The following is a 23,619-nucleotide window of genomic DNA, read 5'->3' on the forward strand; positions in this document are numbered from 1 at the left end:
CTTTGAAAAGCAGCGTCCGACAGCACACGGCTCGCGCAATGTTGATCGACAGCGGCACTTCCGCGACGCTGCGACAGACGCGCACAACACGCGCGCAACTTTGTCGCTGCCATTGCGCTTTGGTGTGCGATGAAACCGTCTCGCGCAGTTGTCTTCAAGGTATCGCCGCGCGCAGCGTGGGAAGCCGCATGTCAAGCTGGTGCTTTTACCGGGTCAGCCGACGATCAACGCGACGGCTTTATCCATTTGTCGCTTGCCTCACAACTAGCCGGAACACTCGCCAAACACTTTCGCGGGCAGAATGACCTGCTGTTGATTGAGTTTAACACGCACGAACTTGGCGACGCACTCCGCTGGGAAATATCGCGTGGCGGCGAGGAGTTCCCACACCTCTATAGTGCATTGCCTACAGCAATCGCGACGGCGACGCATTCACTGCGCCTCGACGACGACGGCGTTCCCAGACTACCCGAGGGATTTCAATGTTGAAGGCACTGTTTGACTTAGCGCCGCGCGCACTCAGGCTACTTGCACCAGAGGAAGCGCACGAGCTCACTCTGAAGGCCCTCGAACTTGGCGCCTATCCCAACGCGTCACCCGATCCCCCAATGCTCGCAACGAGCTTTGCCGGTCTCACTCTGCGCAACCCCATAGGAATAGCCGCTGGCTTCGATAAAGACGCTCGCGTGCCCGATGCAATTCTGCGGCTTGGCTGCGGCTTCGCTGAGATCGGAACCGTCACGCCGCTGCCCCAACCTGGCAACGCGAAGCCGCGCGTATTCAGGCTGTTGGACGATCACGGGGTCATCAATCGTCTCGGCTTCAACAACGGCGGACACGATGCCGCCCTGGAGCGTCTGCGGCGCAGGCCGCGCCACGGTGTCGTCGGTGTGAACATTGGCGCCAACAAGGATGCATCCGATCGCATCGCTGACTACGTGCGCGGCATCGACGCATTCTATGACGTCGCAAGTTATTTCACGATCAACATATCTTCGCCCAACACGCCGGGCTTGCGCGATCTGCAGGACCCCGCCGCCCTGCGCGATTTGCTGACGCGCGTTTTCGCTGCTCGGGCGAAACAGATGCACGCTGGCAACCCCAAGCGTCCGATCATTGTCAAGCTTGCACCTGACATCCCCGAGGAGTCCTTGGGCGAAGTTCTTGCCGTGCTCACCCAGCAAAACGTTGATGGCATCGCGATCTCGAACACGACCTTATCGCGCCACGGTCTGCGCGACAGCAATGCGCGCGAGGCCGGCGGCCTCTCCGGCCGCCCTCTCTTTCACCGCTCTACCGTCATGCTGGCGCGCGTCCATCGGGCGACCGGCGGAAATATCCCGCTCATCGGTATCGGCGGCATCGACAGCGGTGGCGCCGCGCTCGCCAAGATCGAAGCAGGCGCCACTCTGGTGCAGCTCTATACTGGCTTGATTTACGAAGGGCCGAGCCTCATCGGCCGCATCAAGGCAACGCTGACCGATGCCGTACGCCGCCATAACGTGCACGCGATCAGCGACCTCGTCGGCCGGCGTGCCGACGAGTGGGCCGCAAAATCCCTCGAAGGCTAAGCTGACTTAGCGCGGCGCCGGCGGATCTTCCGGCCCGCGGCTCGCCTTGATCAGCCGCGAAATGAACCAGATCGGCACCACCACCATCGCGCCGAGAATGAAGTAGCCCAGCACCGACTCTATTGCACCGAAGCCCAGATCATAGATGCGACGGAGCAGCACATTGATCTGGTAGAAGAAATTATCAGGGGTGATGCCCAGCGCGGAGAGTATGATGCCGACCACGATCGACAGTATGGTGAGCCGGACGAGTACCCCCAGCACGCTTCCGCCGAGAAACGTAGTGCGGTCCATGGGGTCGTTCTCCTCTCGCGCGCCGAGCTAGCGGCGCCCCTATATCTACCGGCTAATGTCGTGTCCCGCCATTAGCACAGTTGTCGGGGGCTTTCGACAGTAACGCGTCCGGTAGTAGAGCGTGGCATAACTAAGTGACGACGACGAAACGAGTTAAGAGCACCGCCAAGCGTCGCCGCTCCGATCCCCAGCGGACGGCCGAGCCGCTGCTTCCCGAACCCTTCGCCGGATGGTTCGCGGCACGTGGCTGGGCACCGCGGCCGCACCAGCTCGCCCTGCTTGAAGCCGCGCGAGAGCGCCGCTCCACCTTACTGATCGCTCCGACCGGTGCTGGCAAGACGCTCGCCGGGTTCCTGCCGAGCCTCGTCAGCCTTGCCGAAGGGCCGCGCCGCAACCGGTCCCAGCGCTTGCACACGCTGTATATTTCCCCGCTGAAAGCGCTCGCGGTCGACGTCGCCCGCAACCTTACTGCGCCCATCTCGGAGATGCAGCTTCCGATCCGCACAGAGACGCGCACCGGCGACACATCGGTCGCGCGCCGCGCACGCCAGCGCCACGCGCCGCCCGATATCTTGATGACGACGCCGGAGCAGATCGCGCTGCTGTTAAGCCACCCCGACGCCAGCGAATTGTTCGCCGGTCTCGACACGATCATTCTCGACGAGCTCCATGCCCTCGCCTCGACCAAACGCGGCGACCTGCTGGCTTTGAACATTGCGCGTTTGCGGGCCATCGCCCCCGGCTTGCGTACCGTCGGCCTTTCGGCGACCGTCGCCCGGCCCTCCGAACTGCGTGCCTACCTGGCTCCCCAGACGGCGCCCAGCGAACGGATCGAAATGGCCGAGCTGGTGCACATCCTCGGGGGCGCCAAGCCGCACATCGACATCCTCGAACTGGATGACACGATGCCCAGCGTGGGCCACACCACCCGCTACGCCATCAAAGAAATCTACGCAGCCATCGCCGAACGCAAGCTCTGCCTCCTGTTCGTCAATACGCGCATGCAGGCCGAGTTGCTGTTCCAGGACCTGTGGCGCGTCAACGAACTGAACCTGCCGATTGGTCTTCACCACGGCTCGCTCGACGCTCAGCAGCGACGCAAGGTGGAAGCCGCCATGGCCGCCGGCACACTCCGCGCGGTCGTCGCCACATCGACTCTGGACCTCGGCATCGACTGGGGCGACGTCGATCTCGTCATTCACGTCGGTGCCCCCAAAGGTGCCAGCCGCTTCATCCAGCGCATCGGCCGGTCCAACCACCGCTTTGATGAGCCATCGCAAGCGCTTCTCGTACCCTCGAACCGCTTCGAGGTGCTGGAGTGCCGAGCGGCAGTCGATGCCGCCGAAGCAGGCGCCCAGGACGTTACTTTCTCACGCCGGGGTTCTCTCGACGTGCTCGCCCAACACATCCTCGGTACAGCATGCGCCGGCCCATTCGATCCCGCCGCGCTCTATTCCGAGGTGACATCCGCGGCCCCCTATGCCGCGCTCGACCGCGCCACGTTCGATCGTGTGCTCGGCTTCACTGCCGACGGCGGCTATGCCCTCAAGAGCTACGAGCGCTACGCCAAACTCAAGACCACGCCCGACGGGCGTCTGCGCATTGCCCATCCCCGCTTCACGCAAAGCTACCGCATGAATGCCGGCACCATTGTCGCTGCACCTACGATCAAAGTGCGGCTCGCCGGGCGGCGCTCCAGCGCCATGCGCCACGGCTTCGTCGGTGGCCGTGTCATGGGCGAGGTCGACGAATACTTCATTGAGCAACTTCGCCCCGGCGACGCGTTTGTCCTTGCGGGGGAGGTGTTACGCTTCGAGGGCATGAGCGAAAACGAAGCATTCGTCAGCCGGGCAAGCGCCCGCGATCCTGTCATACCCAGTTACAACAGCGGCAAATTTCCCCTTTCGACGCATCTGGCCGAGCGCGTGCGCGCCATGCTTGCCGACGCCTCCCAATGGAGCCGCTTGCCCTCGTCGGTCGCCCGGTGGCTGGAACTGCAAGAGGAGCGCTCCGCCATCCCGGGTCGTGACGAGTTGCTGGTCGAAACCTTCGCCCGCCGCAACTGCCACTACCTTGTGACGTATCCGTTCGAAGGCCGGCTCGCCCACCAGACACTGGGCATGCTGCTGACGCGCCGCCTCGACCGTGTTGGCGCTTCGCCCCTCGGCTTCGTCGCCAATGACTATGGCATGGCGGTTTGGGGACTGGGCGATCTGTCGGCTCTCGTCGCCTCAGGCAGGCTCGACCTCGATGATCTTTTCGACGAGGACATGCTCGGCGACGACCTCGACGCCTGGCTCGCGGAATCGAACCTCATGAAGCGCACCTTCCGGCAGGTCGCACTCATCGCCGGCCTTGTTGAGCGTCGTCACCCAGGTCGCGAGAAGACCGGGCGCCAAGTCGCGCTCTCAACCAACCTCATCTATGACGTGCTCCGCCGCCATGACCCGCATCACATCCTTTTGGAGGCCGCCTGGGCCGATGCGGCCACAGGCCTGCTCGACATCGCCCGCTTGGGCGATTTTCTGCGCCGAATCAACGGCAGAATCAGGCATCAACCATTAGACAGACTGTCGCCGCTTTCCGTGCCGATCCTTCTGGAGACGGGCAAAGAGGCCGTCGCAGGCTTCGCGCGCGAGGATCTGCTGCGTGAAGCTGCGGCAATGTCGCGGCTCCAGGGCCCGATAGAGGAGACGCAATGCTCGAGCTGAAACCTGAGCGCCTCGCCTACGACGACTTCCAGGACCAGGAAATCTCCGTCTGCGGCAAGCGCTTTCGGGCCGATATGTCCGGCGCCCTCTATTGGCCCAGCGAGGACGTACTCATCGTCGCCGACCTGCACCTGGAAAAGGGCTCCTCCTTCGCCAGCCGCGGCCAGCTCGTTCCTCCCTACGACACCCGCGAGACGCTGCAGAAACTCGCCGAGGCCATCGACCGCACGGACGCCGCAACCATCATCGCGCTCGGTGACAGCCTGCACGACGTCGAGGCCTCCGCACGCATCGGCTTGGAAGAGATCGAGATCCTGCAGATCATGCAGGAGGAACGCGAGTGGATCTGGGTCACCGGCAACCACGACCCTTCGATCGGCTCACGCCTCGGCGGCACTGTCGTCACCGAGATAGAGGTCGAAGGCATCGTCCTGCGCCACGAGCCCCGGCCCGGCCACGTAACACACGAGATCGCCGGGCATCTGCATCCCGCTGCCAAGCTCTCCATGTACGGCTACACGCTTCGCCGCCCCTGCTTCGTCGGCAACGGCCGTCGCCTCGTGATGCCGGCTTTCGGCACTTACACAGGGGGCCTCAATATCCTCGAAGACGCGTTCGAACCGCTGTTCAGCAACGATGGCATGCATGTCTGGATACTGGGCCAGGAAGGCCTCTACCCCGTCGCAACGCGTCTCCTGAAGGAAGACTGATCTTACGCGTTGCGCCGTTTGAAGAACGTCGAGGCAAGCAGCCCCGATCCCACCGCGACCAGCACGGCGAACAGGCCATACCCTGCCGGATGCAGGAACGCGAAGTTGTGCACCACACGCTCGAGGCCCGCGCGGTGCAGCGTCACGCGTGCGATGTGCGCGCTGACCGCCTCTCCCTTGCGGAACAGGTATGTGCGCGCCACCAGCGGTCCCACCGGCACGTTAGCCGGCAGCGGAATGGCTGCGCGGAACAGGCTGCGCCCTGCGAACACAACGCCATCTTTCGGCTCGGTGACGTAGAGCTTCTGCTTCTTCTTCAAGCGGATCACGGCATCCCGAAATGCGGCAACCTCGTATTCCTTGAGCACGCCCTTGTAGCTTGCGCTCGGCGTCATCTTGATGTGCTGGAACCCGATAGCGTTGCGCTCCAGAACGCTCGGCCCGGCGATCTCCTCGATCGGTCGCGTCGACGCGATGGCGTAATAGCTCGGCACCGAGCTGAACGTCACAGACGAGGTATTGATCCAGACACCGCCGACATCGCTCTTGCGCCGCACGACAATGGGAAACGGCGTTCCCTCGACCACCACCACGACATCGTAATAGTTGGCGTCGCCCTCGGGCGCCTGGCTGTTGTCTATGGCGCCGAAAACGATGATCTCGTGCCCGGTGAAGCCGGTCGTCACTTCCAGAGTGCGCGTGGAAACGTCCGCTTCGACGGTCTCCAACGGTGCATCGGCGTTCGGGGTCGCCGCCGGACGCGGGGGCCCGACGCGCGGAGCGCGTGAATCTTGCGCCAGCACCGGCAGCAGCAGGAGCAGGACGGCGAGCAGAGCGAGCGGCATCCGCGCCATTAGTTCGCCCCCCCGATCACCGGCCCGATGGAATAGATCTCCACGGGCTTGTTCATCAGGTCCCAGCCGATGCGCAGGCAGACGAGGAGCACCAGCCCCGCCAGCAGAAAACGCAACTGCTCGCCTTTGAGCTTTGCGCCCGCCGCAGCACCGAACTGCGCCCCGATCACCCCACCGACGATAAGCAGCAGCGCCAGCACGACATCGACAGACTTGTTCTGCACCGCCTGCAGGAACGTCGTCACCGCCATCACGAAAGTGATCTGGAACAGCGACGTGCCGATGACCACGCTCGTCGGCACGCGCAGCAGATAGATCATCGCCGGAACCATGACGAAGCCGCCGCCCACGCCCATGATTGCCGCCATGAAGCCAACGAACGCGCCGATCATCGCCGGCGGCAAGGCACTGATATAGAGCTTCGATCGATGGAAACGCATCTTGAACGGCAGACCGTGCACCCAGCTGTGCTGCCCGGTCTTGCGTGGTGACGCCTGCCCCGTCTGCCGTTTGCGGATCGTCCCGACGCTTTCGATCATCATCAACGCGCCGACCGCGCCGAGGAACAGCACGTAGCTCAACGCCACGAACAGGTCGAACTGGCCGACCTGGCGCAGGATCTTCATCAAGGAAACGCCGATCACCGATCCGACGACGCCGCCGACGACCAGCACCGCACCCATCTTTATGTCAACGTTATTGCGCTGGTACTGCGCGACCGCCCCCGACACCGACGAGGCGAGAATCTGCATCGAGCCAGTACCGACGGCCACGGCAGTCGGCACGCCCATGAACATCAACAGCGGCGTCAGCAGGAAGCCACCGCCAACCCCGAACATTCCTGAAAGGAAACCGACCGCCCAGCCCATGCCGAGAAAGAGCGCCGCGTTGACGGACATCTCGGCAATCGGCAGGTAGATGTTCATCAGCAGATACTTGCGCGAATGACTTGCGGCGGACAACGGTGCCCGCGTGATGCTCCCATAGCTTGCCCCGGTCAAGGCGCAGGCCACTCCCCTTCCCAACATATGGGGTGGAAGTAAAGATCCGCATCCTCAAAAAAGCGAAATGCGCCACTGAGACAGCGGCGCATTAGCAAAACTGATGGGGTAACTCAGAGATTAGCCGCGGCGGGTGCCGTCGCGCCACGCCTGCCCGGCGAGCCGAGCATCGTTGGCCATGTTGGGCATCGCCTTCGCCCGCCAGTCCTTCGCCGCAGTCTCGGCCGCGGCAACATCGCCCGCACTCAGCTTCGCCTTCAGGCTATCGCGCCGTGCAGCGGCGTCCTTGTCACCCGACTTTGCAGCCAGAACCAGCCACTTGTAGGCCTGCTGCTGGTCCTTCGCGACGCCCATGCCGTTCTCGTACAGCACGGCAAGATTGAACTGGCTGTCGCCAAGGCCGTAATCGGCAGCCGCGGTAAACCAGCGGGCCGCGGACTTGTAATCCGGCTTCGGTGTGCGCGAGGCCAGCAGAACCGCAAGGTTATGCATCGCCTTCACATTCCCTTGAACGGCGGCCCGCTCGTACCAGACCTGGGCGCGCTGCGGATCGGCCTTCACGCCAATGCCGCGCTCATAGAGCGTGCCGAGCCTGAACTGCGCCATGGGGAAACCCTTAGAGGCGGCCCGCTGATACCATTGCGCCGCTTCGATCAGGTCCTGGTCCGTACCCTTCCCTTCGGCAAGGCGCGAGGCAACCTCGAACTGCGCCGAGACATCACCCTGGGCAGCCGCAAGACGCAGCGAATAAGGGCCGACCGTCGCCGGCGGCAGCGTGACAGCACCGCTATCGGCCGTGTCGACGCCGCTCTCGCGCAGCAGCTGGTCCTGCATCAGCGCAGCTGGCGTTGCATGGGCGGCGGCAATGCCGACCTGGCCGGAAAGATGAGCCATGCGCGCCTGCTCGTTGAACTGAGCCACCTGCGCACCGCTCGGGCCTACATCTGCGTTCTGCAGAGCGATGCCATCGGGCAACGAAGCCGTGTCGATCGGCGCGCCAACCGCGTTGGCATCTTCATACCCTTGCTCTCCCGTCGAGGGCAGCGGAGCCTGCATGTCCTGCCGCGTCTGCTTCGAAGGAGCGTTCAGCGGCGGAACAACGCGCGGCTGAGCCGGAATCATCGGCTCGGCATCCATCGGCTCTTCGGCAGCATGACCGGCAGCAGCCGGGTCGAGCGTTACGGCTGCCGGCGTGGCTGCGTCGAGGTGATCGACATTCGTCCGCGGCATGAAGAAGATGGCCGCAGGGATCGCCGCAAGCAGCACCAAAAGGGTCATCGCCACCCGCTGCGAGCGAAAGGAGAAGATCGAGCGACGGCGCGGCTTCGCAGCCTGCTCACGCGTGCCCACAGAAAGCTCGCCCGAGCGCAGATCGTCGTCAGAGACGTCCGGCTTGCTCGCGGCTTTCAGCTTGGCGCGGTGTGCGTCGGCAATGAAGTCGTGGCGCAGAACCTCGATCGGGCGCTTCGCCGGCTGCGGCTCGCCGAAGCTCAGAGCTTCCGCGTTGCGTGCGCTGGAGAAGGCCTCATCAAGGTTGAAACTCGAGGTGGTGTAGACCGGGATGCGCGGCGGGGCAGCATTCTCGCGCACCTCATCGGCCATGAAGGCTTCCATGTCCGCCGGGGATGCCTCAGCTTCCTCTGGCGGAAGAAAATCGGAAGCTTCGCCAACTTCAGTGCCGGCAACCTCCGCAAGCCCGCGCATTTCGGCAAATACCGTCGCGGTCGCGGGAATGAGATCGTCGTCGTAGGACACCGGCGCCGGCGTCGCCGCAACGGGAGGAGCCGGCGGGGTCGGGGCCGCATTGGCCACCGGCTGCTGCTGCGGCCGCTCAGGCTGCGCCATCATGGAGGCGGGAGCAGACGGCTGCATGGAAACCTGCGGCGGCGTCACCTCCAGCGCATCGATCCGGTCCAGCACGCGAATGATCGCCTGCTGCATCGTCTCCAGCATGCTGGCGTTGTTCTCGTCGTTGTGACGGCGCTCGTTGATCAGGCTTTCCAGCATGCCACGCACTTCGCCGATCTCTCGGGCGCTCGTATCACGCTCATGGGAATTCGCCGCGAAGCTGGCCGCAACGCGCTGAGCCGCGGACTGGGCGACTTCATCATAATCCACATCATGCGCCGAGCTGCGGCTCACGAGACCGGAAAGACGCTCGTCGGAAAGCTGCACCGCGATCATGCGCAACTGCGCATCGATGGCATCCAGACGGCCCACGTCAGCTGTAACCTGCACACCCTCGTTGAAGAGACGCGTCAGGCGCTCATCGGAAAGCTGCGAGGTAAGCGTGCCAAGGTGCGCATCGATCATGTCGAGACGCGCCATCTGGCGACGAAGCTGATTGAGCTGTGTGGCGATCTCCTCGATCTGTGCTTCAGCCACCCGCAGCTCTTCCAGATCGGCGCGCGTCGCCATCTGGCCGATCATCGTGTTGATCTGTGTCTCGAGCTGATCGAACCGGTTGGTCAGCGAAGCAAGCGCCGCCTCGGGGCGAATCTGCCTCAGAGATTCTTCAATGCGCGCCGCGATCTCGGCGAAGCGCTGATCGAGCAAATTGGAATCCATCGCACAGCCGCGCGGCGCAGCCTGCGGACTGGGCATGCCGCCACCCATCGCAGCGGCGTACTGCGGGCGGTCCGAAGCGCGATTGCTGACGGCTCGTGCGGTGCTGCGGACACTCGCTGCGGCGACGGTAGCGCCCTCACGGCGGGCATGCACCGAGAATGCCTCACCCGACTCGTAGAGCTCTGCGAGCGCGTTGGCAGCAGCATCGTCCCAAGCGTTGCTGTCGTATCTGGCTTCCGCGCGGCGCTGTCCGGCGGGAGAACCCAGCGCGATAACCTGATCGGGCTGCGCCCGTCCGACGCGAACATCGTCCTCGGTGACGAAGCGCACTTCCTTGGACCGCCGCTCGCCGGCCCGCTGGGCGGCGCTGTACGGAACCAATGCCCCGCGGCTCAGGTCCGAAAGCCTCTCGCCCAAACGTTGCATCTGCTGCTGTATGCGCTCGACGTCAGGCTCGAACTCATGCGGGACCTGCCCTCTGATCGATCGGGCCTCATCGCTCAGCGAAGCCAGGCGATCGCGCATCATGTCTAGCATCGATGTCGACGAGGCCTCGCCGGTCATGGGCACGCCATCGGCGCGCGCTCCGTAGATCTCGTTGTAAGCTTGGTTCGACATCTCAATCCCTTGGCGCTAATCGGGGCCCCGTGGGCCTGGGGGTGGCTGTTGCTGTTGCCGAATCGGGACGCACAGAACGAGATTCCGCTCATCCCCAGGCTTTGCGAGTCGCGGTAAACGTCAGGTTAAACAGCGGGTAAAAATTGCACGCAGGCCTGCAATTAGCTGCAAACCACCCCTTTTTCTGTCTTGGAGGCAAAGTCAGCGATGACCAGCATCCCGGTCCAAAAACAGATTTCCCAAGCGTTCGAATCACTGGGCGTCGAGACCGAAGGTCCCGACATGCTCGATCAGACCGCCGCTGTCGGCACTTGGCTTGCGCGCATCGGAGCGACTGACGGGCTCTTGACCCTGATGGTCCGCCACACGTCGGCATCGCTGCTGATCCAGGAGAATGCCGACCCCGACGTCCAGGTCGATATGCTCGACGCACTGGATCGGCTGGCACCCCGCAACCAGCCGTATGCGCATGTGGTCGAGGGGCCGGACGACATGCCCGCGCATATCAAATCCGCGCTGACGCAGACGTCGCTTTCCATCCCGGTCAAGGACGGCCGGATGCTGCTAGGAACCTGGCAGGGCATCTACCTCGTCGAGCACCGCGACCGCCCGCACCACCGCGAGATCGCCCTGCACTTCATCGGCACGATGGCAACCTGAGCCCAACCACAAAGAGCACCGCGACCCTCTTGGCCGCGCAGCGGCAAGGGCCCAAAGGGCCCCGCGCCTTAGGCGCGGCCATCAGCTCGCGCGATGACAGCCGCTCGCAAAGCCTCTCTCAGCTTGCGTCACCTATAAAAATCTATGCTTTCTTGTTGCTGATACCAGCTCGTGCGCAATGCCCGGCTCGCTCATGGCGTGTCCCGCGTCGACGACGATCCGCAGCTCGGCCTCGGGCCACACCTGCTTCAGGTCCCACGCATTCTTCAGCGGCGTCACCACATCGTAGCGCCCATGCACGATCGTGCCCGGAATGCCGGCCAGCCGCCCGGCATTGGCAAGAAGCTGATCGTCCCGCTCGAAGAAGCCGCCATTGACGAAGTAATGGCACTCGATGCGCGCAAACGCGATTGCATAGGCATCCGCTCCAAACTGGCGGATGCGCTCGGGGTCCTGAAGGAGCGAGAGCGTCGAGCCTTCCCATATGCTCCACGCCTTCGCGGCCGTCAGTCGAACCTGCTGCAACGGGTCGGTCAGCCGCCGGTAATAGGCAGCGATCATGTCGCCGCGCTCTTCAGGCGGGATCGGCGCCTGAAATGCCGAGAAGGCGTCCGGATAAATCCAGCTGCAGCCCTCCTGATAGAACCACTCGAGCTCGGCCCAACGCACCAGGAAGATGCCACGCAGAATGAGGCCCGTCACACGCTCCGGATGCGTCTCAGCGTAAGCCAGCGCCAGCGTCGAGCCCCAGGAGCCGCCGAAAATCTGCCAGCGGTCTATGCCCAGCGTCTGCCGCAACAGCTCCATGTCGGCTACGAGGTGCCAGGTTGTATTCGCCTCCAGCGACGCGTTTGGCGTCGAGCGCCCGCAGCCGCGCTGGTCGAACAGGATGATCCGGTAGTGGCTGGGGTCGTGGAACCGGCGCATCGTCGGGTTCGATCCACCTCCCGGTCCGCCATGCACCAGCACCGCCGGCTGGCCGTGCGGGTTGCCGCATTCCTCGTAATAAATCGTGTGCCCATCGCCGACATCCAGCATCCCGCTGCGGAACGGCTCGATCGGCGGATAGAGGGCAAGTCTCTCGTGCACCGTCATGCGGCGGGCTCCAGATAATTCGGCTCACGAACTGCGCTCGCGGCTCTTCAGCCGCAGCAAACGCATCTCGCGGTCGTAGATGACTTCGCCGCCCGGAATGCGGATCTCCCGCACCAGCTCGAGCACGCTCCGGCTCGGCTGTGGCGTGGCGATGCTCGCCAATACCGCACCAAGGGCACCGGCGGGAAGCCCGAGGATACTCGCCAGCGCGCCGTCGATGCCAAGAATATTCGCCTCGCCGGCCAGTATGGTCAGCACCGCGACGGAAAACCCGCTTGCCATGCCGGCAATCGCGCCGAAGTCGTTCATCCGCTTCCACCAGATGGACAGCACCAGAACCGGGAAGAACGTCGATCCGGCCAGAGCCAACGACCAAAGCAGCAGCCGCAGTGGATCGGTGGGCGCCAGCAGCGCCACTGCACCGCCCGCCAACGCAATTCCCGCCATCGCAATCCGCGCCACGTGAAGCCGGCCATCGCGCGGCAGCGGCTCCCAAGAGAAGCCGTTAACGACATCCTCGGCAATCACGTTGCCGATCGCACTGGCAGTTGCGCTGACGCCGACCAGCGCCGCCGCAACGATCCCTGCCGCGGCGAAATAGAGAAACACCGCCGGCAGGCCGGCGGCGACCGGAAGGCTGAGCAGCACGCTGTCACGATCGAACGCGAAACTCATGTAGTTGAGCGGCGCTGCGCTATCGATGGCAACGAAACCGAGATCGACCAGCCGCTGCATCCATTCCGGTAGCGATGACGGAACACCGGCCTTGACGATGTCCATCACGAAATCGCGCATGTAGACCGCGACCGCCGCGCACGTCAGCATGATGAGCCCGAAGTACACCGTCGCCCATCCCAACGATTTGCGTGTCTCGTATACGCCGGGCGTCATCGTCACACGCGGTATCAGCCACGGGGAAGCAGCGACCCCCGTCAGCACCGTGAGGATGGTGACGACGAAAGCCATCGGACCGATGGCCCCGAACGGCGCAGTAAATCTCTTGGCGATGTGCGCCATGCCTTCACCGGGCAGCGCAAACTGCAGCGCCGGCGCATCGATGATCGGCAGGCCTTGCGCAGCCTCGTTGTGCACCAGGGCACGCAATAGCGGCCCATTGGTCAGCTGCGGCAGCGGAAAGTTGGTCACCATGACAGCAACGATCGTCACCGGCACCAGCAGCGCCAGTACCGCAGCGATGGCCTCCGCACTTCCCGCCCAAGTAAGCGAACGCATGCCGCCGAGTACCGCCGTCACCACGAATGTCGCAACCATCAGCAGGATCACAACGCCCTGCGCCTGGCCGGTAAGCCAGCCACCTGCGACCGCCCCCACGCGCAGTTCCGCGGCGAGCATCAGCAGCGCCGGCACCGCCATGAGTCCGGCAGCCAGAAGACGCACCGGCCGGCTTTCGAACCTGCGCCCGAGATAGCTCGGCACCGTGAAGGTCCCGAACTTGCGGAAGAACGGCGCCAGCATCACCGTCATGATGACGAAGCCGGCGAGCCCTCCGATCAATAGGCAGAGGGCGTCATAGCCGATGAGGAAGAACACGCCCGTGATGGCGACGATGCCCGTCGCGCCCATGGTCGCAACGCCGATCCCGAGCCCGGTATAACCGGCGGGAACGCGGCGCCCGGCCGCAAAGAATTCGATCGGCTCACGCGTCGGAGCGCTGAGCCCGATGGCCGCATAGAGAATGATCGGCCCCAGCAGCATCGCCCAGCGCAGCAATGAATCGGATGTGCCAAGCTCCTCGAAAATGAGGAGCAGCATCAACAGCCCAAACAGCGAGCTGACGAAGATGCCGAAATAGGTGCCGAGCCGCGGATTGACGAAGCGGGTGCGCGAGGTGACGGACATTGGCTATCGATCCGTGCTGACGGTCACGAATCCTCGTGCGCGCCGTGCCAATGATCGATGGCATCCTGTCGGTTGACGAAACTCGCCACCGTGAAGATCGCCGCCACCACGATACCGTGCGCGCTGAGGAAGTAGCCGAGCGGGAATCCCAAGAAGCGTTCGCCGTTGAGGCTCTCCGCGTAGAGCGGCATCACGATGATGAGCACCAGAAACGGCACCACGCTGGCAAGCAGCTGCCACTTGGTGTGCCGCCAGTACGGCTTGCGCTCCTTGCGCTCCATCATGTCAGCTCGATCCCTCGTCCTGCCTCGGCCGGGGCGTCCCCCGGAGCAGCCATCACCTACACGCCAATACTGAGACGCATATATGGCGCAATGCCTCTGGACTAGCCCTGAAGGGGCATTTTGCGCCGCCGTTTCTTCACCTAGACTAACTTGGGGGGACGGGTGCGCCCCGTGACCAAACAGAGGGAGCAGCCATGAAAGCAATGTGGGAAGAATTCAGGAATTTCGCGATGAAAGGCAACGTCATCGACCTTGCCATCGGCGTGATTATCGGTGCCGCCTTCACGCCCATCGTCTCTACTCTAGTTGCCAATATTATGATGCCGATCCTGGGTTACGTGACCGCCGGGATCGACTTCTCCTCCCTTGCTGTCACGCCCATCGAGGGGGTCGAGATCAAGTATGGCCTGTTCCTCAACGCCATCATTCAGTTCCTGATCACCGCCATCGCCCTGTTCTTCCTGATCAAGGCGATCAACATCGCCCGCAAGCCGGCCCCCGCCGCGGCTCCGCCGCCCCCGACCCAGTCGGAAATCTACCTCAAGGAAATCCGCGACGCCCTCGTCAAAGGGAAAGCGTGACAGGGCCGTACCGGGGCTTGCCTCCTCCCCTCGTCCGGGTCCGAGAACCTCCAGCGGGGACAACCCCGCCAGGACGTTTTGCGGCCCCGCACGGGGCATGGTATGAGGCTCCTCGCGCGGGCGTAGTTCAGTGGTAGAACGTCAGCTTCCCAAGCTGAATGTCGTCGGTTCGATCCCGATCGCCCGCTCCAAACCCCAGCCCAAGACCCGTCACGGTGCGCGCACGAACGGCGCCGTCGAAAGGGCTGTCGCTATGGCGCTCTGCGCCCCGGTCAGGAAGATCTGCACCCCGATGCACAGCAGCAGAAACGCCGCAAGGCGCGTCAGCACGCGTGCCCTCGCCGGGCCGAGCAATGCGACGACGCGGTCCGCCGAGGCGTAGCAAACGCCCACGGTGAGCGCGATGACGATGGCGGCGCCTGACAGCCCAGCAAAGAACGGCACCAGCTCGGTGGTCGTCGTCGGGCGGTTGGCACTGAGCGCGATGGCGACGGAGATGGAGCCCGGGCCGGTCGTGAACGGCATCGTCAGCGGAAAGAAAGCAGCATCCGCGCGATCCGCAGCCGGTGCCGCCTGCTCCTGCTTGCGATCCTCGCTCACCTGGGAGTTGTAGAGCATCTCCCAGGCTGCAGCGACCACCACCATCCCACCGGCAATACGCAGGGCCTCGATGCTGACCCCGAAAAAGCTCATGATCGACGCGCCGACCCACAGCGCTGACAGCAACACGATGCCGGAATAAAAGGCCACCCGCCAGGCAAGACGCACCCGCTCGGCATAGCCGCGACCGACCGTAACCTCGTGAAAGATCAACGCCCCGCCGAGCGGATTGACGATTGAAAAAAGCGCCGGCAGCGCCACGAGAAAGCTGCCTGCCACGCCCCCCAGCAAGAACATCGCGATTTCCCTCGGCTCCTCGTCGCGTCGGAACGTTGCGGCTCAAGGCAGACCGCACCCCCGACATCGCGCTGGAGGCCGATATATCACGCGTCGGGCGGCTGCGGCTTCTCCTCTCTCAGCCCTATGCCCTTTTCTCACCGGGCACCGGACCGCTCTGTGGCACGAGGCGCTTCTTCGCGCTCTGCTCCGTGAGCAGTTGCTTGAGCTGTGCCTCCCGCTCTTGCCATTTGGCATCGCCAGCGAGATTTTGCAGCTCCAGCGGATCAGCGGTCACGTTGTACATCTCGAACTCGTCGGGCCGCGGCGTCGTCTTCACATCCTGCTGGTAGAGCCGCCGCGTCGTTCCCTCATCGCTGGGCTCTCGCCGCAGCGGCTTCACGACAAGATCGTGCACGCCGTTGTCTCCCGGGGTGCCGGGGCTGCTCCAGTAGCGCGGATGATCGAAGTAGCGCGAATACTTCCAGATCGCCCCGTCGATCTCAGCGATGACCGTTTCAACGTGGTTTGGCTGCGTGACGGAATCGTACGTGAGGCCGATGAAGTTCTTCTGATCGAGCCCGCGGCTCGGATCATCATCGGTCATGAAATATATCGGCCCGGCCAGCGTCGCAGGCTCGGCCGCCCCCATGATGACCGGCGACAGATCGCGCCCCACCAGCGGCAGCGCATCGGTGAACCCCGGAGCAAGCGCCTTGCGCGCCGCTTCCGCATCGATGCCCGCTAGCCCGAGGATCGTCGGCGCCAGATCGATATGGCTCGTCGGCACTGGCACCGAGCGCCCGCCTTTGCCGCCAGGCGGCACCACGACAAAGGGAACGTGCAGCGCCTCCTCGTACGCCATGTACCACTTCTGGAACAGCCCGCCGTGTGAGCCGAGTAGATCACCGTGGTCCGACGTGAAGATGATCACCGTATTGTCGAGAAAGCGCGAGCCTTCGAGCGCGCTCACCACCTCACCGAGGTGCTTATCGACATCCGCATGCAGCTTGTAATAGAGGCGGTAATAGTCCGGGCGCACCGCACTCGCCTGCATGAACTGGCTGTAGGCGTCCTTGTAGGAGCCCTGGCACGACGGCTTCTTGTCGAGCTTTTCCATGCGCGACTTGGCAAACAGGTCCTTGTCGAACACGTCCTTGGGCACATGGTCGGGCACGCTGAAGTCGTACTGACCCTGCAAGTTTGCGGTGAGATTGGTGAAGAAGCCCCACAGCGCGATATCGTGCGGATTGGTGAAGGACGCCATCACGAACCACGGCGTATCGTCCTTCGACGCATCGAGATCCTGAAGCAGCTTCACGACCTGCGCGGAGATCGCCGGATCGCGTCCTTGCTTGCCCGCCGCCGCCGACGAGCCCGACCGCAGCGGATCCGAGCCATGCGGCTCCGGCCCCACCCATCCGTCGAAGCCGAATTTGTCGAGCACGTTCGCCTTGAGGTACACGCCCTCTTTGGCAGTGTCGGCAATGCCGTTTTCGTCGTAGCTGGTGACGACGTTTTCCGTGCCCGGGATCTTCAGGTCGGCCTCATGTGCGTGCCACTTGCCCTTCCAGAAGGTGCGGTAGCCGCCGGAGCGCAGATAGTGACCGAGCGTCGGTACCGAGCCCGGCTGCAGCCACCACATTTCGGGATCGTTCGCCGCCTTCGCAGCCCCATCGGTATTGGCGACCCCGTGCAGCGAGGGATAGTGCCCCGTATAGAGCGAGGTGCGGCTCGGCACGCACGCCACTGAAGCGATATAGTGGCGCTCGAATGTCAGGCCCCTGGCAGCCAAGGCATTCTGGGCCGGTAGATAGTTTTTGCGGAATTCCTTCAGCGCATCGCTTTCATAAGCGGTCGGGTAGCGCTGCTCATCGACCAGCAGGAACAGGATGTTTGGCCGGCGCGGGCCGCTCTCGGCCACCTTCGCCTTGTCGTCTGCCGCCGCAGCCTCGAGGTTGGCGGCACTGGCTGCCGCACCTGCGAGCCCGAGCTTGAGCGCCGTTCGCCTGTCCACGCCAGACCGATCCGTCATTGTTTTTTCCCTTACACTGTCGACAATGACCGCTCCTGTCCCGGTCCGGGAGAGCAGCGCGCACATCCCCATCGGTCGTTAGCAGAGGACCAAGTGAGTTCAACTGTAGAAATCCACCCGTATTCCAGTCGCGTCTTGGCCGCCCGTCCGCACGACGTGCCTTGGCGCCGGGTGATTTCGAGGCAGCACATCGGCCAGCTCCTGTCGGAGCACGGACCGCTTTCTCCCAAGCGACGTGCCGAGATCAAAGCTGCGCAAAGCTTCGACTTGGCCGTGCGCTGCACAGCCGAAAAGCTCGTTGAGCACCATCACGGCAACCGCATCGTCAACGCGATCATCAGCGACCGCGGCCGTTTCTTCGCAACCATATTCATGCTTGATCTTCACTTTCGCCGCCACGACGAGGGCATCGGGCTCACGCCTGGCCGGCTGAAGGATCTTTGTGTTGCTCAGCGCATCTGCAGCGCCACACGCGCCGGCGCGCTTCTCTCGCTCATGAAATTTGGCGGCTATATCGAACCAGCGCAGCCCGGAAGCGACGCCCGCGTGCGCGAGCTGGTGCCAACTGACCGCCTGATCGCCCAGCAGCGCGCCAGATGGCACTGCCATCTGTCAGGCACGGCAAAAGTTCTCCCCGACGCGGGCCGAGCGCTTGCTTCACTGGACGATCAGCAATTCTTCGAAGCGACGGTGCGCCTCCTCAGCAGCCATTTTCGCGCCGGCTTCCGGTTCAACGATCACACCCCGGGATTACGCCTTTTCAGCGAGCGTAATGGCGGCATGCTCGTACTTTTCTCTCTGCTGATTGCGTCAGAGCCGGGCGTCAGCCTGCATCAGCAGCCAATCCAGGTTTCGATCTCTGAGCTGGCTCGCCGCATCAACGCATCGCGCATTCACGTGCTGAAACTGTTGCGCGACGCCGAGGCCCACGGACTGCTCGCCCGCTGTGAAGATGGAGCAGTCTTGGTGCTTCCGCCATTGGAGAACGACATCGCCGACTTCTTCGCCCTCAGTCAGCTCTGGATCACCTACCTCACCACGACCGTCCTCGATTATCTCGATGAAGCCCGCTCGCAACGCTGAAACCGCTTGGCGCTGTCGCAGCCTTACTTCCGGCGGGCGGCCTTCGCCTCCCGGCGCAGGAAGTCGACCAGCGACCTCATCTTCATCGGCACATGCCGGCGGCTCGGATAGAACAGGAAGAAGGTGCCCCAATTCGGAGACCACTCCGCCAGCAACGGCACCAGCCGCCCCTCGGCAATGAGCGTCGCAACTGATGCCTCGGGAAGCTGCACGACACCGACCCCGTCAAGGGCCGAACGCAGCGCCAGTTCGTGATCGTTGACCACCAGTGTTCCTTCGACCGCGACATCGACCCGCGCGCCGCCCTTCATGAAGCCCCAAGTATTGGCCACCGCTTTGTCCCAGCGATACCGGACGCAATTGTGAGCACCAAGATCCGACGGACTGCAGATCTCGGCATTGCGAGCGAGGTACTCGGGCGATGCCACCGTCATGATGCGGAAGTTGCCTCCAACCGGCACCGCGATCATGTCGTGGGGGATATTGCCACTGAGATGCACCCCTGCATCGAAGTGTTCCGCCACGATATCGCGGCAGGCGATGTCCACGGAGACCTCGAGCTGGATCGAGGGGTACTCGCTCGAGAACTGGGCCACCAGCGGGGCAAGCACAGTGACGGCCGCCAGCGGATGCACTGTGAGCCGCAACGTGCCGCCGGGCGTGTCGCGATAGGCATTGACGGCGTCGATTGCATTTTCGACACCTTCGAGCACCGGGTTTAGGTGCAATAGAAGCTGCTCACCTGCCTCGGTCAGCGCCACACTGCGCGTGGTGCGATTGAGCAGGCGCACCCCGAACGTCTCTTCCAGTCCTCTGATGGCTTGGCTGAGCGAAGGCGTCGACAGCCCCAACCGCTCTGCCGCCTTTGTGAAGCTGCGATGCTCAGCAACCGCAACGAACGCCGTGAGCTGCGCGAACTGCGTCCCGCGCACGCCTCCCTTGCGCAATGCCTGGCGGCGGGATGCAGGGCTGCTCATTTCATTGGGCTCCGTTAGGCGGCTGCCGTAGGAAACTGACGGTGCTGCAATGTTCATAATCGGCTACTCCGGGGTGCTGCCCGACTGCAGGGCCGTTTCGATGCATTGAAGAAGCTCGCCTTCGTCGAACGGCTTGGTCAGATAGCCGACAACGCCGGATTGGAACGCCCGCTCACGCATTCGCGCGTCGGGGTAAGCCGTGATCAGAATGGTCGGAATGCGCACTCCGGCGTCGACGAGCCGATCATGCAGCTCGATGCCCGTCATGCCCGGCATCTGAACATCCGCAATCAGGAAGTCCGTCGACTTCACATCCTCTGAGTTGAGGAAATCCTTGGCACACGGGAACGCCTTCGGAGCGTATCCTGCCGACCTCATCAGACTGGCAGTCGCGTCGCGAACAGATTCATCATCGTCTACAATCGAAATCATCAGGAAGTCGTCCATGTCGCGTTCGTTTTGACGTTAGAAGCCAGACCAACAGGGCGACATTGCACATACGGCAGCTGCTCCCACCAATTTGGCAGCATGAACTAGCCTTTGGCGGCAGACGACTATGCCTAGGTATAGTGGATCAAGCTTTCGGCGCCGGGGAAAGGCCCAGCTTGTCCGCCATGCGCACGAGTTCCGCCAGGGATTTGGCGCGCATCTTGTGCATGACGTTGCCGCGGTGAACCTTGACCGTGATCTCGCTGAGGTTGAGCTGCCCCGCGATCTGCTTGTTCATCAGCCCGGTCACGACCAGCGCCATCACCTCGCGCTCGCGCGCTGTGAGGGAGCCCAAGCGCTCCTGAAGCCCCACCATCCCGGCCGCGTTTTCGCGCCGTTCCCTGTCTTGCTGTATGCCCGCCTGCACCGCATCCAGCAGCTCTTGTTCGCGAAACGGCTTCGTCAGGAACTCGATGGCGCCCGCCTTTATGGCGCGCACCGTCATCGGAATATCGCCGTGACCGCTGATGAAAATAATTGGGAACGCGATCCCGGAGCGCGTCAGCTCCCCTTGGAAGTCGAGCCCGCTCACCCCCGGCAACCGCACGTCCAGCACCAGGCAGCTTGCGGCGTCGGGCCGCTTAGCTTCCAAGAAATCTCGTGTCGTCGCAAAAGTCCGGACGTCGAGCCCAACCGTAGCAAGCAAACTACGAAGCGCCTCCCGGATCGATTCATCATCGTCGATGACATAAACGACGGCTTGTTCGTCACTCATTGTGTGCGCCCGGCGGAGTTTGCCTCGATGCTCGGCAGCGTAAACTGAAAGACCGCTCCACGCGGAAGATTTTTCTCCGCCCAAAGCTTTCCCTCGTGCGCTTCGACAATCGACTTGCATATCGCAAGCCCCATTCCGATGCCGTTCGACTTGGTCGTATAGAAGGCATCGAAAACCCGCTCCAACTGCTCGTCGGTGAACCCTGGGCCATTATCGCTTACGCTGACCTCGACAAACCCATCGCCGTTCATACGCGAACTGACCACGAGTTCTCGCGGGGTACGATCGCCCGCTGTCATCGCCTCGAATGCGTTCACCACCAGATTGAGCAATACCTGCTGTATCTGCACCCGGTCAGCGGCCACCGCCGGCAAATTGGGAGCAAGATCCAAACGCACATCGGCCCCTGCTCGGTCCGCCTCACCGCGCGCTAGCATCAGCACCTCGCGGATAGCTTCATTTATACGCACGCGATCCTGCCGCGGCGGCAGCTTCATCGCCATCGCCCTGATGCGGCCGATCACGTCACTTGCTCGGTGGCCGTCGCGCGAGATGCGCGCAAGCGACTGCTTCACCTCGTCCATGTTGCCCGCCGCCAGCCACCGGGTGGCAGCGCCCGAGCTGGCAACGATTGCGGCAATCGGCTGGCTCACCTCGTGTGCGATTGACGCCGTCATCTCGCCCAGTGTGCTCACGCGGTTGACATGCGCGAGGTTCGACTGCGCCTGCCGCAGATCGTCCTCCGCGCGGCGCTGCTGGCTCACGTCGTTGTTCGTTTCCAGAACCGCCATCGGCTCACCGCGCGCATCGCGTTGCAGCGCCCAGCGGCTCGCCACCACGACCGTTGAGCCATCACGCTTGGAGTGCGTTACCTCGCCTTCCCATTTGCCGGTCGCGTCGAGAACGTCTTTGATGCTCGCGAGCGGCAACGGAAATACCGCATTCAGAAGCTCGTACGACCGTCGCCCGCGCGCTTGCTCCGCCGTCCAGCCATAGAGTTTTTCAGCTCCGGTGTTCCAGTAGCGGATGATGTCGTCCCGGTCGCGCACGATGATCGCGTCATGGGTCACGTCCAGCAGGTTCGCCTGCTCCCGCAGTGCCTGCTCGGCCGCCTTGTTCTGCAACACGAGAAGCGTCGTAATACCAATCGCCGCGAGGCTGATCAGACACCGGGCAAAGGCCGTGCTTTCGATATCTGCGCCATGCGAAACGGCAAACGCCAACAGCGTTAACAATCCGCACACCACCGCCACGGCAATCAACTTCTGGCGGTCGTAAAACTTCGCTGCGAGCAGCACCACCAAGACGTAAAGCACCGCCACCGCCATCCCGAGCGGCGTGAAGGCATCGACCACGAAGATCGTGGCGGCCAACACCAGCGCAACGACTGCCGCCAGCATCGAATGATCAGCAGTCGCTACAGCCGAATTTGGACGCACCGGAGAATGTCTCGTTTGCTGCAAAGAACCCGCCCAGTCTGCCTGGCGAGCCTTGCCACGCCGTTGCAGCCTACTAATAAAATAAAATCTTTCCGCCCGCTTACGGTCGTCGGCAATTACTCGATCGCCAAGCTACACCTTGGTATAGTCGCTAAGTGCACCAAGGGCGTCGAGCTTTCAGCTTGCGGTAACCGCTTCGGCGACGCAACGCCGCCCCGTCGCTACCTCCCATTTGCCGCCCGTCGTGCTTAAATGCACGCGCTAGTCTGGTCGCCCGCGTCGAACCCTTTCCCCGGAGACGTCGCCAATGCCAAGAAGCCGCCGAGATATTCTGCGCCTCGCCAGTCGTGGCTGGGCCGCCTCATTACTTGCTTTGGTCTCGACCAAGGCGCGCGCGTCCGGACGTGGGCAGGACACGATCGACAAATCCGTGCCCACGCGTCTCGACGCGATGCCGATGCCGCTTGACCGCGAACATCTTTCCGATCCCAACCTGGCGCGCCGTATCAAGGAAATATCCAACGTCTTTGAAGTGGGCCGCCCCGCGCCCGATTACGCCTACGTCGAAGACCTTGGCGATGGACGCGGCTACACTGTCACGCAGTATGGCTTCTGCACCTACAATAGCGAAGTCACGCAGGTGATCGAGCGCTACGCCGCCGAGCACCCGTCAACGCCGCTGAAGCGCTTCCTTCCCGAGCTGCCGCCACACAAATGGACCGATCAGCAGCTTGACGACTTCCCTCACGTCTGGCGCCACGAAATCCGCTCGAGCCCGCTGCTCGGTGAAGCGTGCGATAAAGAAGCCGATTTTCTCTACTTCGACCCGGCAGTCGAATCCGCTGCAGCCGTCGGCATCACTTCGCCCGTCGGCATCGCCATCTTTTATGACACGCTGCTTCAGCACGGTGCCAGCACCGATCCCGACTCGCTTCCAAGCATCCTGAAACGCACGCTCGAGAGATACGGCGACGTCGGCGACACCTCAGAACCGCAATTCCTGCGCGCGTTCCTGAAGGTGCGCCGCTCGGTCCTCGAGAATGCTTCCAATCACGAAACGCGCCAGGTGTGGCGTCAGTCAGCCCGCCGCGTCGATGCCCTCCTCGGGCTCCTCGACGCCAACCCCAACCTCGTCCCGCCGATCACCGTCGCCAACGCCGACGTGACAGCGACGATCCTCTGACACACGCCAACGCAC

Annotated in this window: 21 protein-coding genes and 1 tRNA gene; 9 read left to right on the forward strand and 13 right to left on the reverse strand. The window is 63.3% G+C overall.

Annotated elements, in window-relative coordinates:
- The first annotated feature begins 129 nt into the window (after positions 1 to 129).
- Both NDB2M4_RS07560 and NDB2M4_RS07565 read left to right on the forward strand, forming a co-directional pair.
- Entirely contained in the window at positions 130 to 489 is a 360-nt protein-coding gene (locus NDB2M4_RS07560) for a DUF952 domain-containing protein (RefSeq protein WP_072372627.1), read from the forward strand.
- Positions 483 to 1,571, forward strand: a complete 1,089-nt coding sequence (locus tag NDB2M4_RS07565; protein ID WP_072372630.1) for a quinone-dependent dihydroorotate dehydrogenase — start codon at positions 483 to 485, stop codon at positions 1,569 to 1,571. Before NDB2M4_RS07560 ends, NDB2M4_RS07565 begins: the two co-directional genes overlap by 7 nt.
- Before the next feature lie 6 nt (positions 1,572 to 1,577).
- Here NDB2M4_RS07565 and NDB2M4_RS07570 read toward each other — a convergent pair whose 3' ends face one another.
- On the reverse strand, positions 1,578 to 1,865 hold the full coding sequence (locus NDB2M4_RS07570; RefSeq protein WP_072372632.1) for a DUF6460 domain-containing protein: 288 nt from the start codon (positions 1,863 to 1,865) through the stop codon (positions 1,578 to 1,580).
- Positions 1,866 to 2,071: 206 nt separating this feature from the next.
- On the opposite strand from NDB2M4_RS07570, the gene NDB2M4_RS07575 reads away from it, so the two are divergent.
- Together NDB2M4_RS07575 and pdeM are read left to right on the forward strand one after the other, a co-directional pair.
- Complete coding sequence (locus tag NDB2M4_RS07575; protein ID WP_072373380.1) at positions 2,072 to 4,576, forward strand: ligase-associated DNA damage response DEXH box helicase; 2,505 nt, start codon at positions 2,072 to 2,074, stop codon at positions 4,574 to 4,576.
- On the forward strand, positions 4,564 to 5,286 hold the full coding sequence (gene pdeM, locus NDB2M4_RS07580) for a ligase-associated DNA damage response endonuclease PdeM (protein WP_072372635.1): 723 nt from the start codon (positions 4,564 to 4,566) through the stop codon (positions 5,284 to 5,286). Before NDB2M4_RS07575 ends, pdeM begins: the two co-directional genes overlap by 13 nt.
- A 2-nt stretch (positions 5,287 to 5,288) precedes the next feature.
- Here pdeM and NDB2M4_RS07585 read toward each other — a convergent pair whose 3' ends face one another.
- From NDB2M4_RS07585 to NDB2M4_RS07595, 3 genes are all read right to left on the reverse strand, one after another.
- Positions 5,289 to 6,140 (reverse strand): TIGR02186 family protein, encoded by an 852-nt coding sequence (locus NDB2M4_RS07585; RefSeq protein WP_244536085.1) that lies wholly within the window; start codon positions 6,138 to 6,140, stop codon positions 5,289 to 5,291.
- Positions 6,140 to 7,066: a sulfite exporter TauE/SafE family protein gene (locus tag NDB2M4_RS07590; protein WP_072372638.1), complete on the reverse strand. Its 927-nt coding sequence runs from the start codon at positions 7,064 to 7,066 to the stop codon at positions 6,140 to 6,142. The genes NDB2M4_RS07585 and NDB2M4_RS07590 overlap by 1 nt, the downstream gene beginning before the upstream one ends.
- A gap of 195 nt (positions 7,067 to 7,261) precedes the next feature.
- The gene (locus tag NDB2M4_RS07595; RefSeq protein ID WP_072372641.1) at positions 7,262 to 10,327 is read right to left on the reverse strand and encodes a tetratricopeptide repeat protein; all 3,066 of its coding nucleotides are present in this window, start codon (positions 10,325 to 10,327) and stop codon (positions 7,262 to 7,264) included.
- 207 nt (positions 10,328 to 10,534) lie between these two features.
- On the opposite strand from NDB2M4_RS07595, the gene NDB2M4_RS07600 reads away from it, so the two are divergent.
- Entirely contained in the window at positions 10,535 to 10,987 is a 453-nt protein-coding gene (locus NDB2M4_RS07600; protein WP_072372644.1) for a secondary thiamine-phosphate synthase enzyme YjbQ, read from the forward strand.
- A 132-nt stretch (positions 10,988 to 11,119) separates the two neighbouring features.
- Here the strand turns inward: NDB2M4_RS07600 and pip are convergent, their stop codons facing one another.
- From pip to NDB2M4_RS07615, 3 genes are read right to left on the reverse strand one after another with little or no spacing between them, the layout of a single operon-like run.
- Positions 11,120 to 12,082 (reverse strand): prolyl aminopeptidase, encoded by a 963-nt coding sequence (gene pip, locus NDB2M4_RS07605; RefSeq protein WP_072372646.1) that lies wholly within the window; start codon positions 12,080 to 12,082, stop codon positions 11,120 to 11,122.
- Positions 12,083 to 12,106: 24 nt separating this feature from the next.
- A complete protein-coding gene (locus tag NDB2M4_RS07610; protein ID WP_072372649.1) occupies positions 12,107 to 13,942 on the reverse strand; it encodes a solute symporter family protein in 1,836 nt (611 codons plus the stop codon).
- Between the two features lie 23 nt (positions 13,943 to 13,965).
- On the reverse strand, positions 13,966 to 14,226 hold the full coding sequence (locus tag NDB2M4_RS07615) for a DUF4212 domain-containing protein (protein ID WP_072372652.1): 261 nt from the start codon (positions 14,224 to 14,226) through the stop codon (positions 13,966 to 13,968).
- Positions 14,227 to 14,429: 203 nt separating this feature from the next.
- Here NDB2M4_RS07615 and mscL point away from each other — a divergent pair, with 203 nt between their 5' ends.
- On the forward strand, positions 14,430 to 14,807 hold the full coding sequence (mscL, locus tag NDB2M4_RS07620) for a large conductance mechanosensitive channel protein MscL (RefSeq protein WP_139247160.1): 378 nt from the start codon (positions 14,430 to 14,432) through the stop codon (positions 14,805 to 14,807).
- 116 nt (positions 14,808 to 14,923) lie between these two features.
- Positions 14,924 to 14,998: transfer RNA gene (locus NDB2M4_RS07625), tRNA-Gly, on the forward strand.
- A 19-nt stretch (positions 14,999 to 15,017) separates the two neighbouring features.
- Here the strand turns inward: NDB2M4_RS07625 and NDB2M4_RS07630 are convergent.
- Both NDB2M4_RS07630 and NDB2M4_RS07635 read right to left on the reverse strand, forming a co-directional pair.
- Entirely contained in the window at positions 15,018 to 15,704 is a 687-nt protein-coding gene (locus tag NDB2M4_RS07630) for a MarC family protein (RefSeq protein ID WP_072372658.1), read from the reverse strand.
- 124 nt (positions 15,705 to 15,828) lie between these two features.
- Positions 15,829 to 17,718, reverse strand: a complete 1,890-nt coding sequence (locus NDB2M4_RS07635; protein ID WP_083556009.1) for a sulfatase-like hydrolase/transferase — start codon at positions 17,716 to 17,718, stop codon at positions 15,829 to 15,831.
- Positions 17,719 to 17,811: 93 nt separating this feature from the next.
- On the opposite strand from NDB2M4_RS07635, the gene NDB2M4_RS07640 reads away from it, so the two are divergent.
- Positions 17,812 to 18,801 carry a hypothetical protein gene (locus tag NDB2M4_RS07640; RefSeq protein WP_139247141.1) on the forward strand — a complete coding sequence of 330 codons (990 nt, stop codon included), beginning with the start codon at positions 17,812 to 17,814 and terminating at the stop codon, positions 18,799 to 18,801.
- 23 nt (positions 18,802 to 18,824) lie between these two features.
- Here NDB2M4_RS07640 and NDB2M4_RS07645 read toward each other — a convergent pair whose 3' ends face one another.
- From NDB2M4_RS07645 to NDB2M4_RS07660, 4 genes are all read right to left on the reverse strand, one after another.
- Complete coding sequence (locus tag NDB2M4_RS07645; RefSeq protein WP_083556012.1) at positions 18,825 to 19,778, reverse strand: LysR substrate-binding domain-containing protein; 954 nt, start codon at positions 19,776 to 19,778, stop codon at positions 18,825 to 18,827.
- 63 nt (positions 19,779 to 19,841) lie between these two features.
- Positions 19,842 to 20,225: a response regulator transcription factor gene (locus NDB2M4_RS07650; RefSeq protein ID WP_072372664.1), complete on the reverse strand. Its 384-nt coding sequence runs from the start codon at positions 20,223 to 20,225 to the stop codon at positions 19,842 to 19,844.
- A 127-nt stretch (positions 20,226 to 20,352) separates the two neighbouring features.
- Complete coding sequence (locus NDB2M4_RS07655; RefSeq protein ID WP_072372667.1) at positions 20,353 to 20,982, reverse strand: response regulator transcription factor; 630 nt, start codon at positions 20,980 to 20,982, stop codon at positions 20,353 to 20,355.
- Complete coding sequence (locus NDB2M4_RS07660; RefSeq protein ID WP_072372670.1) at positions 20,979 to 22,382, reverse strand: two-component system sensor histidine kinase NtrB; 1,404 nt, start codon at positions 22,380 to 22,382, stop codon at positions 20,979 to 20,981. Before NDB2M4_RS07660 ends, NDB2M4_RS07655 begins: the two co-directional genes overlap by 4 nt.
- 346 nt (positions 22,383 to 22,728) lie before the next feature.
- On the opposite strand from NDB2M4_RS07660, the gene NDB2M4_RS07665 reads away from it, so the two are divergent.
- Positions 22,729 to 23,604, forward strand: a complete 876-nt coding sequence (locus NDB2M4_RS07665) for a chitosanase (protein ID WP_083556014.1) — start codon at positions 22,729 to 22,731, stop codon at positions 23,602 to 23,604.
- The last annotated feature ends 15 nt before the right edge of the window (positions 23,605 to 23,619 follow it).

The organism is Hyphomicrobium sp. NDB2Meth4, from assembly GCF_900117445.1.
Lineage (GTDB): Bacteria > Pseudomonadota > Alphaproteobacteria > Rhizobiales > Hyphomicrobiaceae > Hyphomicrobium_A.

Coding starts and splice junctions, on each gene's coding strand:
- NDB2M4_RS07560 (WP_072372627.1), top strand. CDS start 130: ATGAAACCGTCTCGCGCAGTTGTCTTCAAGGTATCGCCGCGCGCAGCG.
- NDB2M4_RS07565 (WP_072372630.1), top strand. CDS start 483: ATGTTGAAGGCACTGTTTGACTTAGCGCCGCGCGCACTCAGGCTACTT.
- NDB2M4_RS07570 (WP_072372632.1), bottom strand. CDS start 1,865: ATGGACCGCACTACGTTTCTCGGCGGAAGCGTGCTGGGGGTACTCGTC.
- pdeM (WP_072372635.1), top strand. CDS start 4,564: ATGCTCGAGCTGAAACCTGAGCGCCTCGCCTACGACGACTTCCAGGAC.
- NDB2M4_RS07585 (WP_244536085.1), bottom strand. CDS start 6,140: ATGGCGCGGATGCCGCTCGCTCTGCTCGCCGTCCTGCTCCTGCTGCTG.
- NDB2M4_RS07590 (WP_072372638.1), bottom strand. CDS start 7,066: ATGAACATCTACCTGCCGATTGCCGAGATGTCCGTCAACGCGGCGCTC.
- NDB2M4_RS07595 (WP_072372641.1), bottom strand. CDS start 10,327: ATGTCGAACCAAGCTTACAACGAGATCTACGGAGCGCGCGCCGATGGC.
- NDB2M4_RS07600 (WP_072372644.1), top strand. CDS start 10,535: ATGACCAGCATCCCGGTCCAAAAACAGATTTCCCAAGCGTTCGAATCA.
- pip (WP_072372646.1), bottom strand. CDS start 12,082: ATGACGGTGCACGAGAGACTTGCCCTCTATCCGCCGATCGAGCCGTTC.
- NDB2M4_RS07610 (WP_072372649.1), bottom strand. CDS start 13,942: ATGTCCGTCACCTCGCGCACCCGCTTCGTCAATCCGCGGCTCGGCACC.
- NDB2M4_RS07615 (WP_072372652.1), bottom strand. CDS start 14,226: ATGATGGAGCGCAAGGAGCGCAAGCCGTACTGGCGGCACACCAAGTGG.
- mscL (WP_139247160.1), top strand. CDS start 14,430: ATGTGGGAAGAATTCAGGAATTTCGCGATGAAAGGCAACGTCATCGAC.
- NDB2M4_RS07630 (WP_072372658.1), bottom strand. CDS start 15,704: ATGTTCTTGCTGGGGGGCGTGGCAGGCAGCTTTCTCGTGGCGCTGCCG.
- NDB2M4_RS07635 (WP_083556009.1), bottom strand. CDS start 17,718: ATGACGGATCGGTCTGGCGTGGACAGGCGAACGGCGCTCAAGCTCGGG.
- NDB2M4_RS07645 (WP_083556012.1), bottom strand. CDS start 19,778: ATGAGCAGCCCTGCATCCCGCCGCCAGGCATTGCGCAAGGGAGGCGTG.
- NDB2M4_RS07650 (WP_072372664.1), bottom strand. CDS start 20,225: ATGGACGACTTCCTGATGATTTCGATTGTAGACGATGATGAATCTGTT.
- NDB2M4_RS07655 (WP_072372667.1), bottom strand. CDS start 20,982: ATGAGTGACGAACAAGCCGTCGTTTATGTCATCGACGATGATGAATCG.
- NDB2M4_RS07660 (WP_072372670.1), bottom strand. CDS start 22,382: ATGCTGGCGGCAGTCGTTGCGCTGGTGTTGGCCGCCACGATCTTCGTG.
- NDB2M4_RS07665 (WP_083556014.1), top strand. CDS start 22,729: ATGCCAAGAAGCCGCCGAGATATTCTGCGCCTCGCCAGTCGTGGCTGG.